Genomic DNA, 15,882 nt, shown 5'->3' on the forward strand with positions numbered 1-15,882 from the left:
AGGGTGTGGCTGTCTCACAGGAAATTACGTCTTGATTTCCTGTGCTTCCTGCTTGTCATCTTCGCGCGGAATGCGGAACCACGCGACATAGAGTGCCGGAAGGAACAGCAGCGTGAGCGCCGTGCCAACCACGATGCCGCCCATCATGGCATAGGCCATCGGACCCCAGAATATCTCCCGAGATATGGGGATGAGGGCAAGTGTTGCCGCCGCAGCCGTCAGCATGATCGGTCGCATGCGATGCTCGGTCGCCTCGATGACGGCGCGCCAGGCCGAGACCCCCTCGCTTCTGAGATGTTCGATCTGAACGACGAGAATGACCGAGTTTCGGATCAGAATACCGATCAGTGCCAATATGCCGAGAATGGCGACGAAACCCATCGGCGCGTTGGAGAGCAGCAGCGCTGCCACCACGCCGATCAGCGCCGTCGGAGCAACGGCAAAGACAAGAAACAGCCGGCTGAAGCTCTGCAACTGAACCATAAGGATCGTTGCCATCGCAAACAGCATCAGAGGCACCACGGCTACGATTGGCGCCTGCGAATCCGCGCTGGATTCCACCGAGCCTCCTATTTCCACCTTGTACCCCACGGGGAGCGACTTTTCGAAAGCCTCGAGTTTCGGCTTCAACTGCTCCACGATCGTCGCCGGCTGCGTCGGGCCGATGATGGCAGCCTTGACCGTGACTGTCGGAATTCTGTCGCGACGCCAGATGGTCGGCTGTTCCAGCTCGTAGCGGAAATTGGCGATTGCCGACAGCGGCACGGCCTTGCCGTTCGTGGCCGGCAATTGCAGGTTCTGCAATGTTTCGATGGAGCCGCGCTCCGCCAGCTGCGCACGCGCCACCACATTGACGAGGTAGATATCATCCCTGACCTGCGTCACGGTGGAACCCTCGACAATGCTGTTCATTGCATTGGCGATGTCTTCCGAAGAGACACCGAGCTGGCGGGCCTTGTCCTGCAAAACGTCGACCTTGACCACCCGCGTCGGCTCATTCCAGTCCATGACCATGTTGGACAGCAGCCGATGCTCGCCGACGATGCCCGCCAGCTGCTGGCCTAGTTCGCGGACATGCTGGATATCCGGACCGCTCAAGCGATATTGCACCGGCTTTCCGACCGGAGGGCCGATGTCGAGCAATTTCACGAAGGCGTCGGTGCCGGTAAACGTCCGGTTCAGATAGTCCTGCAACTCAGCGCGCACCTTGTCGCGCACATCAAGCCCCTTGGTGACGATGATTGTCTGGCCGAAGGTGACATCAGGCGTCTGCACGTCAAAGGAGAGGATGAAACGTGGTGCGCCTTCACCGACATAGGTCGTCCAGTGGTCGATGTCGGGGTTTTTCGCCAGCGCTTCCTGCTCGAACTGTGCCATCTGCCGGTTGGTTTCGGCAATCGAGCTGTTCTGTGGCAGGTTCCAGTCTACGATCAATTCCACACGGTCAGAAGCCGGGAAGAACTGCTGCTGCACGAGGCTCATGCCGCCAACGGAAAGGGCAAACAACGCAACCGTGAGGATGATCGTAACCCAACGAAAGCGCAGCGCCCGGGCTAGAAGCCAGGAAAAGCCAGAGGCAAAACGGCCCTTCTTCTCATGGTGCGATTTCATCGTCTTGGGCAACATCGCCACGCCAAGCAGTGGCGTGAACACAACCGCGACAATCCACGACACGATCAGCGAAACGGCGATCACCACGAACAGGGTGAATGTGAACTCACCCGCCGCGCTGTTGTTGAGGCCGACGGGAATGAAACCGGCAACGGTGACCAGCGTACCGGTCAGCATCGGGAATGCGGTCGAAGTATAAACATAGGTCGCCGCTTTTCTGAGATCATCGCCGACCTCGAGGCGTGCGACCATCATCTCGACAGCAATCATAGCATCGTCGACGAGAAGCCCGAGCGCGATGATAAGCGCGCCGAGCGAGATGCGTTGCAGCGAAATGCCGGTATATTCCATATAGACGAAGGTGATCGCCAGCACGAGCGGTATGGAGACCGCAACCACCATGCCCGCCCGCAATCCGAGGCTGATGAAGCTGATGACGAGAACGATTGCGATCGCCTCGAACAGCGCCGAAGTGAAGCCGGAGACCGCCTCATCGACCACGGCCGGCTGATCGGACACGCGATGCACATCGACGCCAACAGGCAGGTCCGCCACGATACGCTTCATCTGTGCATCCAGCTCCTCGCCGAAATGCACGAGGTTCGCACCGGTTTTCATGCCTATGGCAAGACCGATGGCCGGTTGCCCGTTAAAGCGGAACAGCGAAGACGGCGGATCGACATAACCGCGCCGGATCGTCGCCACTTCCGTCAGCGGGAAGAACCGGTTGTTGACGCGCAGATTGATGGCGCGAAGGCTGTCTTCCGAGGTGAACTGGCCGCTGACACGCAGCGCAACACGTTCCGGCCCGGCATTGACGAAGCCGGACTGGGTGACAGCATTCTGGGCTTGCAGCGTCTTGATAATCGATTGCTGATCGATGCCCAGCGCTGCGATCTGCCGCGTGGAAAACTCCAGATAGATCGCCTCGTCTTGCGCGCCGATGACATCAACCTTGCCGATATTGTCGACAGTCAGAACCTTGGCACGCGCGTCCTCCACCAGATCGCGCAATTGCCGCTGGCTGAGACCGTCGCTGGTGAAGGCGTAGATATTGCCATAAACATCGCCGAAACGGTCGTTGAAGAACGGGCCGACAACGCCCGAGGGGAAGTCGCCCTTGATGTCGCCGATCATGTTGCGCACGCGCACCCAGGTGGGTTCGACATTCTTGGCTTTGGTTTCCGGCACGAGTTCCACGAAAATCGTCGTCTTGCCAGCGACTGTCTGGCTGCGCAGATAGTCGAGATTGTCGAGTTCCTCGAGCTTCTTCTCGATCCTGTCGGTCACCTGCCTGGCCACTTCCTCCGCCGAAGCGCCGGGCCATTGCGCGCTGATCACCATTGTCTTGATGGTGAAATTCGGATCTTCCTCACGTCCGAGGTTGAGATAAGAGAAAACACCGGCAAGAACGAAGACCAGCATGAAGTACCAGACGAGCGAACGGTGCTCGAGCGCCCAGTCGGAAAGATTGAATTTCTTCACTGATGGACCTCCTGATCGATCCTGATGGCTTGACCATCCTTAAGCTTGTGAACGCCGGCACTGGCGACACGTTCGCCGGGCTTGACGCCGCCGGTGATGCGCGCACTGCCGCCTTCAGCGGGCTCGCCCTCTATTTTGACCGGGCGCGAGGTGACCGTGGCCGTATCGGTATTGACGATCCAGACACTCCAACCGTCTTCGGTTTTCAGCAGGGCCGACGAGGGGAGCATGATCTGCGATTCGGAGGCGGCAATTGCTGAGGCCGTGACGACCGAGCCGAGCCGGAATGTCGGCGGCGCATCCTGAAGGCTGATTTTCGTGCGGCGCGTGCGTGTTGCGGTTTCGGCTTCTGGGGCAATCTCACGCACCACGCCGGTGGTGCGTATCTTTGGGTCCAGTTGCAGGGCGATATCGAAGGTCGATCCGATATCAAGTCGCTGCGCCGCAAATTGCGGAACATCGACCACAACATCCCGCACTTCCGGGCGGGCAATGGTCACGACCGTCTGTCCGGCAGAGACGACCTGGCCAATTTCACCGGATGTCGCAGTCACCACGCCGTCAAATTCCGCGTGTAGCTGCGTATAGCCCAGTTGCTCCTCGGCCTTATCAAGATTTGCACGGGCTTTGGCGACGGCGGCATTGGCCGTTCGCGTGGCCTGCTCGGCCTCTTCAAGTGCTGCTTCCGTGCCGCTGCGGGCCTCGGCCAGCACGCGCTGACGCTGCTCGGTCGTCACCGCATTGGCCAGTTGCGCTTCGGCGTTGGACAGATCGGATTGGGCGCTCTTTACCGAAAGTTCCAGCGCGAGCGGATCGATCGAGGCCACCACATCGCCTTTCTTGACCAGATCGGCCACATCGACATTGCGGGCAATGATCCGGCCGAGAACACGAAAGCCGAGATCGGTCTGAATTCTCGATTCCACCGTGCCGGTCAGCCGCAGCGCATCGGCGCGCGTCTCCCCTACGACAACGGAGAGCACCGGGCGCGGCGCCTCAGCGGGCGCTTCCTGCTTTTCCTGGCAGGACGAGACCGCAATCGCCGGAAGCAGCAAAAACAAGCTTCTATTTATCCTGAACATTATTGTGCCTGCCCCTTTTCATAGGCGACCTTTTCACCGGTGCGGAGAAATTTGGTCCCGCTGGTCACGACGAGATCGCCGGGAAGAAGTCCTTCCGCCACGACGAATTGACCCGTCTCATAGTCGGAGACCTCAACCCGGCGCATGGCGATTTCCGAGGACTGCGCATCGACCACCCAGACGGCGGGAAGGTCGTTCTGCGATGCCATTGCCGACCAGGGAAGCTCAATCGCCTCCACCTGCTTGAAGCGGAAATGACCCGATACCGGTGCTCCGAGCGGCATGGTCATATCGCCGTTCAGGCCAACCTTGACCCGGATCGTCCCATTGTCGGGATCGATCGTCGGGGAAATCTCCCGCACCGGTCCCTCGACAGCGCGGGCGGGATCCGACAGGAGGCTGACATTGACGAGATTGTCGATATCGCGCTCGAGGAACAGGGATTCGTAGACATCAAATACCGCATCGCGCGGCCCGTCATGCGCCAGCGTGAAAACGAGCTGAGCGGCCTGCGCCACCTGACCGACTTCGACATTGCGCGCGGTGATCACACCATCCGCATCGGCCCTGAGTTCGGTGTAGGAAAGCGCATCGCGCGCCGTATCCAGCTGGGCCTGCGCCGATCTGACGGCGCCTTGTGTGGTGAGCAGGGTTTCCTGCGCCTTGTCGACCGCGGAGCGCGAAGTCACCTGCGTCTTGAAAAGACTTTGCTGGCGATCGAATGCCAACTGCGCCTGCGTCATCTGCGCTTCGGCAGATTGCAGGTTGGCCACCGCAACGTCGATATCCGCCTTTTGCTCTTCCGGGTCGATGCGAGCAAGCAATTGCCCGGCCTTTACCGGGGTACCCACATCCACCAGCCGCTCGGTGATCTTGCCGCTCACCCGAAAGGAAAGGTCCGTCTGGACCCGTGCCCTTACTTCACCGGTGATGACGCTGCCACGGCCGACGGGCTTTTTCGCTGCCGCAACCACATCGACGACACGCAACGGCTTTTCAGCAGGCGGCTCTTCGTTGCTGCAGGACGACAGGGCGAAAATGCCGCCGACCGCCATTGCTAAAAGAATGCTTTTCATGGTGACCTCTTGATCTTCGCCTCACCCTATAATATTTGACTGACTGAATAGTCAATGAAATTCTTGTGTCGCCGATCGGGAACCGTCCGGACGTCAAACCGGGCTCCCCGAATGATCATTACGAATGCCCGGCGCGTCCTCTCGGACGCATCGGGGGATGTGCCGACATATTGAACCACGCACCACGTCTTGTAAAAATCGATTCCGGTTTTTACGCCGGTGCTATAGGCAAACCACCTGTCATTTCCGCCGATTGCGACGGGTAAAAAGGCAAGTGCCGAAAGAATACGTAGGGATCCGGGGTTATGGCAAAAGCAAAACTGACACGCGCAGAACAGAAGATACAACGTCCGTTGGAAATTCTCGACGCCGCATTCGAGGAATTCACCAAGAGAGGATTTACGGCCACGCGGGTGGAGGACATTGCCGAGCGGGTGGGAGTGACGAAAGGCACGGTCTACGTCTATTTCGAAACCAAGGAGGCTCTTTTCGAGGCGATGATCAGGCATGCCTCGGCACCTTTTCAGGAGGCATTCAAGGCTTATGCACGCACGTCGGATGATCCCGTCGAGGAGCTTCGGATGCTTCTTGAATTCCTGTTCGACGCCCTCGTCGACAATAGAAAGATGCGGGAACTGTTTCGCTTCATCGTTGCGGAAGGAGCAAAATTCCCCGATCTCATCGACCAGCACCATGACGTGGTGATGGCGCCGGTATTCGAGCGGATCAATACGATCCTCGAAGAGGGCGTGGCGAAAAAAAGGTTTAGAGCCAACCCCACCGAACTGGCCAAGGTCGTCATGTCACCCATAGTCGGAACATTGGTTTTCCGGTTGATTTTCGACGATCGGCGCAGTCTGGACAAGCAGGTCGTTCTGAAGATTCATCTCGAACTGATCATGCGCGGGCTGCTGGCATAAGGGGCACTCTCCTGCCAGTCGATGACCCCTGATGCTGCGATCTGATACATCGCAAGAAACCTTACATGTCGGGCGCGATACAGCCACAATGCTGCGGTAAGGGTCTGTTGCCTCGAGCATATTGCTCGTATTTGAACGAGTAATTGCCATCCTGTTGCCGAGACCCGCTCACCACTCCAACTTTTCAGCGATTTTAGTTGCCGAGTCGAGCTGTGCTCCTGCGAGAGAATGCCAGTGCCGATTAAATTCTAGTACCCTTCAATCAATTTGAGGTCACCCTGCCCCTCTGTGCAAACAGCGCCGGTACAGTTAGACAGAACAGGTTCCAGCCGCGCAGAGTTGTGCGAGATCCTCGCCGAGCAGATCGACTTAATTAACCGTTTCAGATTTCAGGAGCGAGCTTACAGCTCGAACATTTATGAACAAAACAGTGAATGCCCGCGCCGAGCAGAGCACGGAACCGCCGCGGCAACGCGTGTTGGCTCGAGATCGGGCTATTCCAGAAAACGACCGCCAGCGCGGTGAACACTTTTTTCGAAATGCAGGCGACCAGAAGGATTGCTATCAACCATGACCGCGACGTTAACAGCCCAATTACCTGGCGGCGCGAGTGAAAAGGCCCTGCTTAAAATACTTTCGAATTATCGCAAACCCCGCACCGGCCGCAGCCTGTACGAACTTGCCGTGACGCTTGTTCCCTTTGTATTCCTTTGGGCAGCAGCGTCGGTATCGATTCATTTTGGTTACTGGCTTGGCCTGCTTCTGGTGATCCCCGCAGCCGGATTCCTGTTGAGGCTCTTCATACTGCAACACGATTGCGGACACGGCTCTTTTTTCGGGCGCCGTCGCTGGGATGACTGGACGGGTCGCGCAATCGGTATCCTGACGCTGACGCCCTACGACTATTGGCGCCGCGCGCATGCGGAACACCATGCGTCAGCCGGCAATCTCGATGAGCGAGGGGTTGGCGACATTACAACTCTGACCGTGACCGAATATCGTGCACTCTCCTCACGCGGAAAACTCGGTTATCGCTTGTACAGGCATCCGCTGGTGATGTTCGGCATCGGTCCTGCTTTCCTGTTTCTGTTCAAACAAAGGCTACCGTTTGGCATGATGCGGTCTGGAGCGTTGCCCTGGATTTCGACAATGGCAACAAATGCCGGTGTGGCCGTATTGGCCATTCTTCTTATCTGGGCGATAGGGCTCGTGCCTTTTCTGTTGGTTCATCTGCCAATAGTGCTGCTTGCCGGGTCAGCAGGTGTCTGGCTGTTTTATGTCCAGCACCAGTTTGAAGAAACCCACTGGTCCAAGCCTCCGGAATGGGCTTTTCCCCATGCGGCGATGCATGGCGCCTCGTATTACGATCTTCCGGGTCCGCTGCGTTGGATCACCGGCAATATCGGCATGCACCATGTCCACCATTTGTCGAGCAAGGTACCTTTTTACAGGTTGCCAGAGATTCTGCACGACTACCCGGAGCTTGCGAAACTTGGTCGCATCAGCCTTCGCGACAGCCTGGGCTGCGTAAAGCTCATTCTGTGGGACGAATCCACCAAACGGCTGATTTCGCTACGTGAGGCAGAAAAGCAACCGCGATAGACGAGAGCTGGAACGACGCAATACCCTTTGAGCCGGTGCGTGAGATATCATTCCGCTAAATGCAGAACCGACCCCAATGAGACGTGGCCAACAGTGTAGGTTTGCATTGTTTCAGTAACGGCCGGCACTGTCGGCCAGAGATTGAATTGTAGCAGCAGCCATTTTGTTGGATCGAATGCGGCTATGGCCGCGAGCGCGCCGGCCCTGATTGCTGAACGCGCGTCCGCGGTCGCCGTATCGCGTAGCTTGGCCAGATCAGAATGGGGCGCTATGGACCGAGCCTCCCGTGTGGCATATCGCGAAGCTGTAAGATCAGGTACGTGGTCGGCGTGCCAGACCAGCCATGTCTGCACCGATGGCCAGCCGAAGTCCCGTGTCAGAACCGCAAAACCTGGACCGGACAGGAAGCTGTCTATCCCTTCTGGCTCGTCCCAGAGATAGAACGGCGCGTAGAGATTTTCAGCACTGGTGAAGCCGGCATCCTGCTTTCTCGCCGAAAGATAGGCCTTGAAACGCAGGCGTGGAAAGCCATCGAGCAGCGGCCCCTTCTCCCTTATGCGCCGGTCTATGATCGCCATGTCGTAGCCGGCAGGCAGCGTGAAGCTGTATTGCATGGCGATCATGACGTGCTCTCCTCTTTTTTGACAGGTTCCATCCAGTGGACGGCAGTTCCACTCCTGACCGGCTGGACGCTGAGATAGCTGAAGGGACAGGACGGCGCGGCGCCATGCCAATGGGCTTCGCCGGGCGCAAACCACACCGCATCTCCGGCACGGACTTCACGCGGATCGTCACCCTTGCGTTGGATGAGACCGATGCCATCCAGCACGAAGAGAAGCTGGCCGCGCGGATGACTGTGCCAATGGGTCACGACCCCCGGCGGCACAAAAGCGCGCATTGCCGTCATCTCGCCATCGATCCGGCTCGATAACAGCATCTGGACGAGGAAGGATCCGCTGGAGATACCCTCAGGTGCAGCAACTATTCCGTCACCGGCTCGACGCACGCTCATGGTGGATGGACAGGCCGGTTGCATCTCGAAAAAATCGGTCATCGGCCACTCCCATCCGCTGGTGTGCCTGCTGAAACGCCTGATGCAAAGGACCAGTCATCAAACGTCGAGTTGACGATGGCGACCATCACATCCTCCGGCCTCACACCGGGCGACACCGCCAGGTTTTCGACGAGCCTCGCATAGAAGCGCGCCTTGGTTTCCGGCGATCGCGTCTTGCCGGTGGTGATATGAAAGAAAATGAAATCATCCGACCGAGGGCCGCCGCGATATGTTCGGTCGAAGATCAGTTCGCCCGGTTGGTGCTGGTGGATTGCAGCGAAGCGGTCGTTTTCCGGAACGTCAAAGCAGTCGACAAGCGCGCGGTCGAGACTGTCGGAAACCGCCTTGAGATAGTCGGTGGATTTGCCCGCAAGCAAAGATATTCGGGTGAAAGGCATGGATGCGCTCCGTTCAAGAGGATTGACAGCCACACTATGAAACGACATCATCATCCTGAAAATCAAATTATTCAGGACACTACGTCCTGATTTTAGGGACATTTAATTTGCGCCTTACCCATTTGGATCTGGACGCGCTCCGCAGTTTCGTGATTGGCATCGAGAGCGGGTCGTTCGCGCAGGCCGCAGACAGACTGGGGCGTTCGACCTCTGCGGTCAGCGCACAACTCAAGAAGCTGGAGGACCAGACCGAAACCGCTCTGGTGCGCAAATCCGGCCGGGGGCTGGCGCTGACCGAGAGCGGCGAAGTGCTGCTGTCCTATGCCCGCCGCATATTGAGCCTGAATGACGAGGCGATCAGCGCCGTTCGCGGGCCGGAACTCGCAGGCTGGATCCGCCTCGGGATTCAGGAGGATTTCGGAGAAACCGTGTTGCCGCAGGTGCTGGGCCGTTTCGCACGGGCCCATCCGCGGGTTCGGATCGAAGGGCGCATCGCTCGCAATAGCGAATTGCGGGAGAAGGTCGAGTCCGGCCATCTTGACCTCGCCTTGGCTTGGAATGACGACACGGCTTCGCCGGCTGAAACGGTTGCATCCATGCCACTGTGCTGGCTGGGCGCGGCGGAAACAGAAACTGTCTGGCAGACCGGCGGGAAAGAGCCGCTGCCACTTGCAGTCTTGGAAGCGCCGTGCCTTTTACGTAGCATTGCCTGCAACCACCTTGATCAACAGCGTATCGCCTGGCGCATTGCATTCGTCAGCCCTAGCCTCGGCGGGTTGTGGGCTGCGACAGCCGCAGGCCTTGGCATCGCACTTCGCACACCGTTCGGCCGGCCGCCTTCCGTACGGGTTCTCGATCCACTCACCAATGGTTTGCCACAACTCCCGTCGCTGGGGCTCAGCCTTCTTCGCTCCGGAAAAGACGAAAATCCAATCAGCGCCCATCTCGCCACGATCATCCGCCAAGCCTTGCAGGAAACGCTGCCGGAAGCATGGATAGTGCGACCGTAATCGCTGAAATAGCATGAGCTTCCGCCAAGATTACAGGCACGGCGAAGCTGCAGGGGATTCTTGGCTCGGTTTAAAGGCTTGCGCTCGATTCACAAAAATTCCGCATAATATCTTTCATTATCACAATAAACATGATTATCTGCGGAAATGGATTCAACAGACCGCAAAATCATCAGTCTTCTTGCAGAAGACGCCCGCCGCTCTCTGGCCGATATCGGAAATGTCGTGGAGCTTTCCGCTTCGGCCGTGAACGAGCGCATCCGACGCCTGACGGCCAGCGGGGCGATCCGTCGCATCACCGTTGATGCCGATCCATCCGCATTCGATTTGCCCGTGATCGCCTTCGTGTGGATCGCGTTGGCGCCGGATGCGGACGAGGCCGCGTTTCGTGTCTATGCGGCGTCGCAGTCCGCTATTGCGGAATGTCACCATGTGACCGGGCAGTGGTCCTACCTCGTCAAAGTTCACGTCGGGTCGCTGGCGGAGATCGAAACCTTTCTGGCGACAATGAAACAGAACGGGTTCCTTGCCCGTACCGAAACGATCATCGCCCTGTCTTCTGTCGTGCCGGGACCATTTATGCCGAAGGAAAGCGTGGACTGATGGAACTGATGCTCGTTTTGAAAAGCATTGTGCTGGGCCTTGCGGTCGCAGCCCCGCTCGGCCCCATCGGCGCCCTCTGCATCAACCGGACCCTTGAGCGCGGGTTCTGGGCGGGAGTGGCAGGTGGCCTTGGGACTGCTCTGGCGGATGCCGTGTATGCCAGCCTCGCAGCGCTGGGCTTTTCCGCTTTCGCGGCGACCCTTGCGACAATCGATACGCCGCTCAAAATCGTCGGCGGCCTTTTCATGCTGTGGCTCGGCTGGAAAAGCCTGAGGCCCAAACCTCTGGCAGAAGCGGCCAAGGTTGGAGCGCGCGATCTGCTCGGCACCATCACCGCGACCTTTTTCCTGACGATCACCAACCCCATGACGATTCTGTCCTTTGCAGCAATTTTCGCGGGTCTCGGCCTTGCTGACGCATCGGGAGCGACGAGCGCGTTTTTTGTGGTCGCGGGCGTTTTTCTAGGGTCTTTATTGTGGTGGTTCATGTTGAGCGGCGGCGTTGCATTTGCCCGGCAGCGCCTTCCCACCACCTTTGCCCGCTGGGTTTCCCGCCTGTCCGGAGTGATCCTTGTCTTATTCGGGATTTTTTCCCTAGGTTCACTTGCCTGGGGCATGATGGCTCATTGAAATGCAACGGTTTTTTCTGCGGCTCCAACTTCTGGGAAAATCGGCGCTCCCTCCACGGCCGCATCGAGATCGGCGTCGTCGACGATGAAGGGCGCATTGCCGCAAAGTTCCAGTCCCAGTTTCTTGATGGTCGGCGCGCATTGCCGGTAGAGATGTCCTCCCGTGCTCGCCGAAGAGCATGGGATCATTAAGATGCATATTTCCGACCCTCAACAGAAAACCTGCGCCGACGCGGGATCGAAGGCCAGATGCACGAGATCACCACGGTTGAGGCCCGAAATCGCCTCATGGCCAAATGGCAGGCGCACGGCAAAGGGCTCTCCCGAACCTGTATGGGCGACGACATGGACGTTGTTGCCAAGGAAGGTGATATCGCTGACGGTGGCCTGAAAACCGGCGTAAGAGCCGGGCCTGTTGCGGCTGAGCTGTAAACGCTCCGGACGCAGCATCAGCGCCGCCTTTTTTCCCGGTGCAGCTTCGCCATGAACCGGAATATGGTCAAAGACGATATTCTGCCCGAGCGAAACCGTCGCCTTGCCGCCCGAGGCGGCGAGGAGATCGCAGGCGATGAAGTCGCTGTCACCGATGAATTCGGCCACGAAGCGGGTGGTGGGGTGAGCGTAAAGCTCCGGCCCCGTACCGATCTGGTCAATCACGCCTTTTGAAAACACCGCGATCCGGTCGGAAAGACGCAAGGCCTCTTCCTGATCATGGGTGACGTAAAGGATCGTTACTTCCGTCTGCTGGTGGATGCGACGGATTTCGAACTGGATTTCTTCCCTGAGCTTCTTGTCGAGCGCCGAGAGCGGCTCGTCCATCAGAAGAACCGGCGGATCATAAGCGAGCGCCCTTGCCAAGGCCACGCGCTGCTGCTGGCCGCCCGACATCTGCGCAGGCTTTCTGTCCTCGAAACCTTCGAGACGAACGAGCCTCAGCATCTCCTTCACCTTCGCATCGATTTCCGCCTTGCTCTTTCGGCGCACTTTCAGCGGAAAGGCGATATTCTCGCCAACAGACAGATGCGGAAACAGCGTGTAACGCTGGAAGACCATGCCGATATTGCGCTTGTGCGACGGCGTGGAGAGCAGACTTTCGCCGTTCAGCAGGATGTCGCCCGCCGTCGGCTGTTCGAAACCGGCCAGAATGTAGAGCGTCGTGCTCTTGCCCGAACCGGATGGTCCGAGAAACGTCATGAACTCGCCCGGCTGCACCTCGAGATTGACATCCTGAACGGCGACGACCGGTCCGTATTGCTTGGCGATGCCGCGAATTTGCAGGAGCGGTTTGGTCATGTTTTCAATCCTTTTCGCACAGCCGCGACAAGCAGCATGAGAATGATGGTCACCGCGATGAGAAGCGTCGATGCAGCGGCGATCACCGGCGTCAGATCCTGCCGCAGCGTCGCCCAGATTTTCACCGGCAGCGTCTGCAACGTTGGACTTGCCATGAAGATCGCCAGCACCACCTCATCCCAGGAAGTGAGGAAAGAAAAGATCGCGGCTGAGAACAGGCCATGGCTGATGGCCGGCAAGGTGATGCGGATTTTGGCCTGCAGCGGGCTCGCGCCGCATAGCACTGCAGCGTCTTCGATCGATTTATCGAAATCCTCGAGCGCGCTGGTCAACGCCAGAATGGAGAAAGGCAGCGCCACGACAAGATGGGCAATGACAAAGCCCGTAGTGGTGCCCGCAAGGCCGAGCTTCAGGAAAAAAGCATAAAGCGCCACCGCCAGCACCACGACAGGCAGGATCATCGGCGTCATGAACAAAGCCCGCAGACCCTCGCGCCCAATGAAACGCCCCCGCACCAGGCCGAAGGAGGCCACGAGGCCGATCAACACCGACAGGACTGTGACCATCACGGCGATACGCAGGCTTGTCCAGGCAGCATCCAGCCACCTCGGATCGGCAAAGAAATCCGCATACCATTTCAGCGTCCAGCCGGGCGGCGGAAAGATCAGCCATTGCGACGAGCCGAAGGACAAAGCAGCGATGAAGACAATCGGCAGGATAAGGAATGCCGCTGTCAGCACGGTGATTAAAAGGAGCAGCCACTTCCATGCGCCAAGGCTGTTGTAGTTCAAAAGCATGTCAGCGCCCCCCTGCCCCGGCCGCGCCGAAGAATTTCAGCTGGATTGCGTAAAGCGTCAGCGTCACCACCAGAAGCACCAGCGCCGCTGCCCCGCCCATGCCCCAGTTGACGAGAGACTGCACGAATTGCGCGATAAGCTCGGCCAGCATCATGTTCGCCGTGCCGCCCAGCAGCGCCGGGGTGACGAAATAGCCAAGCGACATGACGAACACCATCAGCGCGCCGGAGATCATACCGGGAGCGGCAAGTGGAATGAGAACGCGGGTCAGCGCCTGAAAGCGGGTTGCCCCGCACAGCGCCGCCGCCTGGAGAATGGCCGGATCGATCTTGCGGATGACGCCATAGAGCGGAATGATGATGAATGGCAGCATGATATAGGTCATGCCGATCGTGACGCCGGTCAGGTTGTTGACCAGTGCAAGCGGCTTGTCGATGATGCCAAGGCCCATCAGCGTCTTGTTGACGACACCCGTCCGCTGCAACAGCACCATCCAGGCATAGGTGCGTGCCAGAAGGTTGGTCCACATGGACAGAAGCAAAATTGCGAAAACGACGGAGGCAAGCCGCGACGGCATGATGGCAAGCGCCCACGCGACAGGAAAACCGATGACCAGCGTTACGAGCGTGACCAGCGCCGAGACCGCGAATGTATTGAAGAAAATCTTCAGGTAGGTGGAGCTGCCCAGCAATGCGGCGTAATTGCCAAAGCCCAGAACAGGCTCGGTAACGCTGCGCGACAGCAGGATGATAACCGGCACGACGAAGAACAGGGCAAGCAGAACGAATGCCGGCAGGGTGGCGGCAAAATTGCCGGGCCGGAAGGGCATCCGCACCTTCGTCTTCGGGCTTTCTGTTTCATCGGTAAGCGAGACCATGCCCAAACCTCCCCGGAGGTGAAAATTTGCGCGGGCGCTTTTGGCTGCCCGCGCCGTTGCCTTACTTGGCCTGCCAGGCGTACCAGCGCTCACCGATCTCGTCACGATGTTGCGCCCAGTAGTTCATGTCGGCATTGACCTGGCTCGCTGTCTGCTGGTCAGGCAGGGTCTTTGCCGTTTCCGGATCCATCAGCTTTGCGGATTCGACATTGACCGGGGCATAACCCGTGGCAGACGCCATATCCGCCTGCGCCTGCGCGGAGGTCGCAAGAGCGATGAACTTCATCGCCGCGTCCTTGTTCTTCGTTCCCTTGGGAACGACGAGAGAATCCGCTGCCGTGATGTTCTGCTCCCAGGAGGTCTCCACCTTCACACCGCTCTCCTCAAGCGCTGTCATGCGGCCGTTCCAGACGCTGCCGAAGGGTGCCTCCGCAGAAGCGATCAACTGCTGCGATTGCGCACCGCCAGACCACCAGATGATATCGGATTTGATCGTGTCCAGCTTCTTGAAGGCGCGATCGAGATCGAGCGGGTATAGCTTGTCGGCGGCAACACCATCGGCCAGCAGGGCTGCTTCGATCACACCCGGCGCGGACCACTTGTAAAAGGTGCGCTTGCCGGGGAACTTTGCCGTATCGAAAAGGTCGGCCCAGCTCTTGGGGCAGGCGGCTACAGCATCAACATTGCAGCCGATGACGAAGGAATAATAGAAGCTTCCGACGGAGTAATCAGTGACGAAACGAGGGTCTAGCTTCGTTTTGTCGATGACGGCGAAATCAAGCTTCTCCAGCAGGCCCTTCGGCCCGGCCTGCGCGGCGTAGTCGCCCTCCACGTCGACCACATCCCATGTCACGCCGTTCGCCTCGACCATGGCTTTCAGCTTGCCATAGTCCGTCGGGCCATCCTGAAGCACGTTGATGCCGGTCGCCACCATGAATTTTTCGGCCCAGGCCGCCTTCTGCGCGTCCTGCGTGGTTCCTCCCCAGCTGGAAAAAACCAGATCATTCGCCTGTGCGGATGCGCCCAGGGCGAAAATTGCTGCGCATGTCATCAATACCAGTTTCGATCTCATGTTCCCTTACTCCGTTTTAGAGCTTGTTGTTGGCATGCACTTCGCGGCCGGCAGATTCACTTCAGCGGTGAAAAAGGCGCCGGCTTCATGATCTTGTTTTCGGCGACTTCAATGAGGTCGCGGATCTTAGGCAGGAAAGACAACCAGCGTGGATCGGCCAGGAGCCGCGCGCGCCGTTCTTCGCGGTCATCCAGGCTGGAAAAAGCCCAGATGTGGACAATTTCATTGATCGGCCCGATCTCGGAAAAGAAGTAACCCACCAGCTCGCCCAGATGGCTTTTCTGGATTTGGATGCCTTCCTCCTCGACAACCCGAAGGTAGGCCGGAATGGCGCCGTTCTTCAGCCGGTAGGTGCGGATCTCGTAAAACATCGC

The 15,882-nt window shown here is 58.5% G+C and carries 16 protein-coding genes and 1 pseudogene; 5 read left to right on the forward strand and 12 right to left on the reverse strand.

What is annotated here, in order from left to right; genetic code table 11:
- Positions 1–24: 24 nt before the first annotated feature.
- From J5276_RS19510 to J5276_RS19520, 3 genes are read right to left on the reverse strand one after another with little or no spacing between them, the layout of a single operon-like run.
- Positions 25–3,096, reverse strand: coding sequence for an efflux RND transporter permease subunit (locus tag J5276_RS19510; RefSeq protein WP_019564937.1), 3,072 nt, complete (start codon positions 3,094–3,096; stop codon positions 25–27).
- Positions 3,093–4,178 carry an efflux RND transporter periplasmic adaptor subunit gene (locus J5276_RS19515; protein ID WP_174012120.1) on the reverse strand — a complete coding sequence of 362 codons (1,086 nt, stop codon included), beginning with the start codon at positions 4,176–4,178 and terminating at the stop codon, positions 3,093–3,095. The genes J5276_RS19510 and J5276_RS19515 overlap by 4 nt, the downstream gene beginning before the upstream one ends.
- Entirely contained in the window at positions 4,178–5,254 is a 1,077-nt protein-coding gene (locus tag J5276_RS19520) for an efflux RND transporter periplasmic adaptor subunit (protein WP_113048788.1), read from the reverse strand. Before J5276_RS19520 ends, J5276_RS19515 begins: the two co-directional genes overlap by 1 nt.
- A 305-nt stretch (positions 5,255–5,559) precedes the next feature.
- Here J5276_RS19520 and J5276_RS19525 point away from each other — a divergent pair, with 305 nt between their 5' ends.
- Together J5276_RS19525 and J5276_RS19530 are read left to right on the forward strand one after the other, a co-directional pair.
- Positions 5,560–6,174 (forward strand): TetR/AcrR family transcriptional regulator, encoded by a 615-nt coding sequence (locus J5276_RS19525; RefSeq protein ID WP_019564940.1) that lies wholly within the window; start codon positions 5,560–5,562, stop codon positions 6,172–6,174.
- Positions 6,175–6,744: 570 nt separating this feature from the next.
- A complete protein-coding gene (locus J5276_RS19530) occupies positions 6,745–7,776 on the forward strand; it encodes a fatty acid desaturase (protein WP_035199703.1) in 1,032 nt (343 codons plus the stop codon).
- 47 nt (positions 7,777–7,823) lie between these two features.
- Here J5276_RS19530 and J5276_RS19535 read toward each other — a convergent pair whose 3' ends face one another.
- The 3 genes from J5276_RS19535 to J5276_RS19545 are packed head-to-tail and all read right to left on the reverse strand — an operon-like array spanning position 7,824 to position 9,228.
- Positions 7,824–8,399: a DUF4865 family protein gene (locus tag J5276_RS19535; protein WP_035199704.1), complete on the reverse strand. Its 576-nt coding sequence runs from the start codon at positions 8,397–8,399 to the stop codon at positions 7,824–7,826.
- Positions 8,396–8,830, reverse strand: coding sequence for a cupin domain-containing protein (locus J5276_RS19540; protein WP_080671296.1), 435 nt, complete (start codon positions 8,828–8,830; stop codon positions 8,396–8,398). Before J5276_RS19540 ends, J5276_RS19535 begins: the two co-directional genes overlap by 4 nt.
- Positions 8,827–9,228, reverse strand: a complete 402-nt coding sequence (locus J5276_RS19545) for a tautomerase family protein (protein WP_019564945.1) — start codon at positions 9,226–9,228, stop codon at positions 8,827–8,829. Before J5276_RS19545 ends, J5276_RS19540 begins: the two co-directional genes overlap by 4 nt.
- Before the next feature lie 107 nt (positions 9,229–9,335).
- Here J5276_RS19545 and J5276_RS19550 point away from each other — a divergent pair, with 107 nt between their 5' ends.
- The 3 genes from J5276_RS19550 to J5276_RS19560 all read left to right on the forward strand — a co-directional run bounded on the left by J5276_RS19550 (position 9,336) and on the right by J5276_RS19560 (position 11,470).
- The gene (locus J5276_RS19550) at positions 9,336–10,238 is read left to right on the forward strand and encodes a LysR substrate-binding domain-containing protein (protein ID WP_013761885.1); all 903 of its coding nucleotides are present in this window, start codon (positions 9,336–9,338) and stop codon (positions 10,236–10,238) included.
- 147 nt (positions 10,239–10,385) lie between these two features.
- A complete protein-coding gene (locus tag J5276_RS19555; RefSeq protein WP_013761886.1) occupies positions 10,386–10,841 on the forward strand; it encodes an Lrp/AsnC family transcriptional regulator in 456 nt (151 codons plus the stop codon).
- Positions 10,841–11,470, forward strand: a complete 630-nt coding sequence (locus tag J5276_RS19560) for a LysE family translocator (protein WP_035199708.1) — start codon at positions 10,841–10,843, stop codon at positions 11,468–11,470. The genes J5276_RS19555 and J5276_RS19560 overlap by 1 nt, the downstream gene beginning before the upstream one ends.
- A gap of 38 nt (positions 11,471–11,508) precedes the next feature.
- Here J5276_RS19560 and J5276_RS30410 read toward each other — a convergent pair.
- From J5276_RS30410 to J5276_RS19590, 6 genes and pseudogenes are all read right to left on the reverse strand, one after another.
- Positions 11,509–11,643, reverse strand: a pseudogene (locus tag J5276_RS30410) (aldehyde dehydrogenase family protein); the annotation flags it as partial.
- A gap of 36 nt (positions 11,644–11,679) precedes the next feature.
- Positions 11,680–12,762: an ABC transporter ATP-binding protein gene (locus tag J5276_RS19570; protein ID WP_065660446.1), complete on the reverse strand. Its 1,083-nt coding sequence runs from the start codon at positions 12,760–12,762 to the stop codon at positions 11,680–11,682.
- Positions 12,759–13,559, reverse strand: coding sequence for an ABC transporter permease (locus J5276_RS19575; RefSeq protein ID WP_035199713.1), 801 nt, complete (start codon positions 13,557–13,559; stop codon positions 12,759–12,761). The genes J5276_RS19570 and J5276_RS19575 overlap by 4 nt, the downstream gene beginning before the upstream one ends.
- Position 13,560: 1 nt before the next feature.
- Positions 13,561–14,388 (reverse strand): ABC transporter permease, encoded by an 828-nt coding sequence (locus tag J5276_RS19580; RefSeq protein WP_370647636.1) that lies wholly within the window; start codon positions 14,386–14,388, stop codon positions 13,561–13,563.
- A 109-nt stretch (positions 14,389–14,497) separates the two neighbouring features.
- A complete protein-coding gene (locus J5276_RS19585) occupies positions 14,498–15,508 on the reverse strand; it encodes an ABC transporter substrate-binding protein (RefSeq protein WP_174012122.1) in 1,011 nt (336 codons plus the stop codon).
- 56 nt (positions 15,509–15,564) lie between these two features.
- Positions 15,565–15,879 (reverse strand): NIPSNAP family protein, encoded by a 315-nt coding sequence (locus J5276_RS19590; protein WP_174012124.1) that lies wholly within the window; start codon positions 15,877–15,879, stop codon positions 15,565–15,567.
- Positions 15,880–15,882: the final 3 nt, after the last annotated feature.

Origin of the sequence: Agrobacterium sp. S7/73 (assembly GCF_019355535.1) — a bacterium.
Taxonomy (GTDB): Bacteria; Pseudomonadota; Alphaproteobacteria; order Rhizobiales; family Rhizobiaceae; genus Agrobacterium; species Agrobacterium tumefaciens.

Coding starts and splice junctions, on each gene's coding strand:
- J5276_RS19515 (WP_174012120.1), bottom strand. CDS start 4,178: ATGTTCAGGATAAATAGAAGCTTGTTTTTGCTGCTTCCGGCGATTGCG.
- J5276_RS19520 (WP_113048788.1), bottom strand. CDS start 5,254: ATGAAAAGCATTCTTTTAGCAATGGCGGTCGGCGGCATTTTCGCCCTG.
- J5276_RS19525 (WP_019564940.1), top strand. CDS start 5,560: ATGGCAAAAGCAAAACTGACACGCGCAGAACAGAAGATACAACGTCCG.
- J5276_RS19530 (WP_035199703.1), top strand. CDS start 6,745: ATGACCGCGACGTTAACAGCCCAATTACCTGGCGGCGCGAGTGAAAAG.
- J5276_RS19535 (WP_035199704.1), bottom strand. CDS start 8,399: ATGATCGCCATGCAATACAGCTTCACGCTGCCTGCCGGCTACGACATG.
- J5276_RS19540 (WP_080671296.1), bottom strand. CDS start 8,830: ATGACCGATTTTTTCGAGATGCAACCGGCCTGTCCATCCACCATGAGC.
- J5276_RS19545 (WP_019564945.1), bottom strand. CDS start 9,228: ATGCCTTTCACCCGAATATCTTTGCTTGCGGGCAAATCCACCGACTAT.
- J5276_RS19555 (WP_013761886.1), top strand. CDS start 10,386: ATGGATTCAACAGACCGCAAAATCATCAGTCTTCTTGCAGAAGACGCC.
- J5276_RS19560 (WP_035199708.1), top strand. CDS start 10,841: ATGGAACTGATGCTCGTTTTGAAAAGCATTGTGCTGGGCCTTGCGGTC.
- J5276_RS19570 (WP_065660446.1), bottom strand. CDS start 12,762: ATGACCAAACCGCTCCTGCAAATTCGCGGCATCGCCAAGCAATACGGA.
- J5276_RS19575 (WP_035199713.1), bottom strand. CDS start 13,559: ATGCTTTTGAACTACAACAGCCTTGGCGCATGGAAGTGGCTGCTCCTT.
- J5276_RS19580 (WP_370647636.1), bottom strand. CDS start 14,388: ATGCCCTTCCGGCCCGGCAATTTTGCCGCCACCCTGCCGGCATTCGTT.
- J5276_RS19585 (WP_174012122.1), bottom strand. CDS start 15,508: ATGAGATCGAAACTGGTATTGATGACATGCGCAGCAATTTTCGCCCTG.
- J5276_RS19590 (WP_174012124.1), bottom strand. CDS start 15,879: ATGTTTTACGAGATCCGCACCTACCGGCTGAAGAACGGCGCCATTCCG.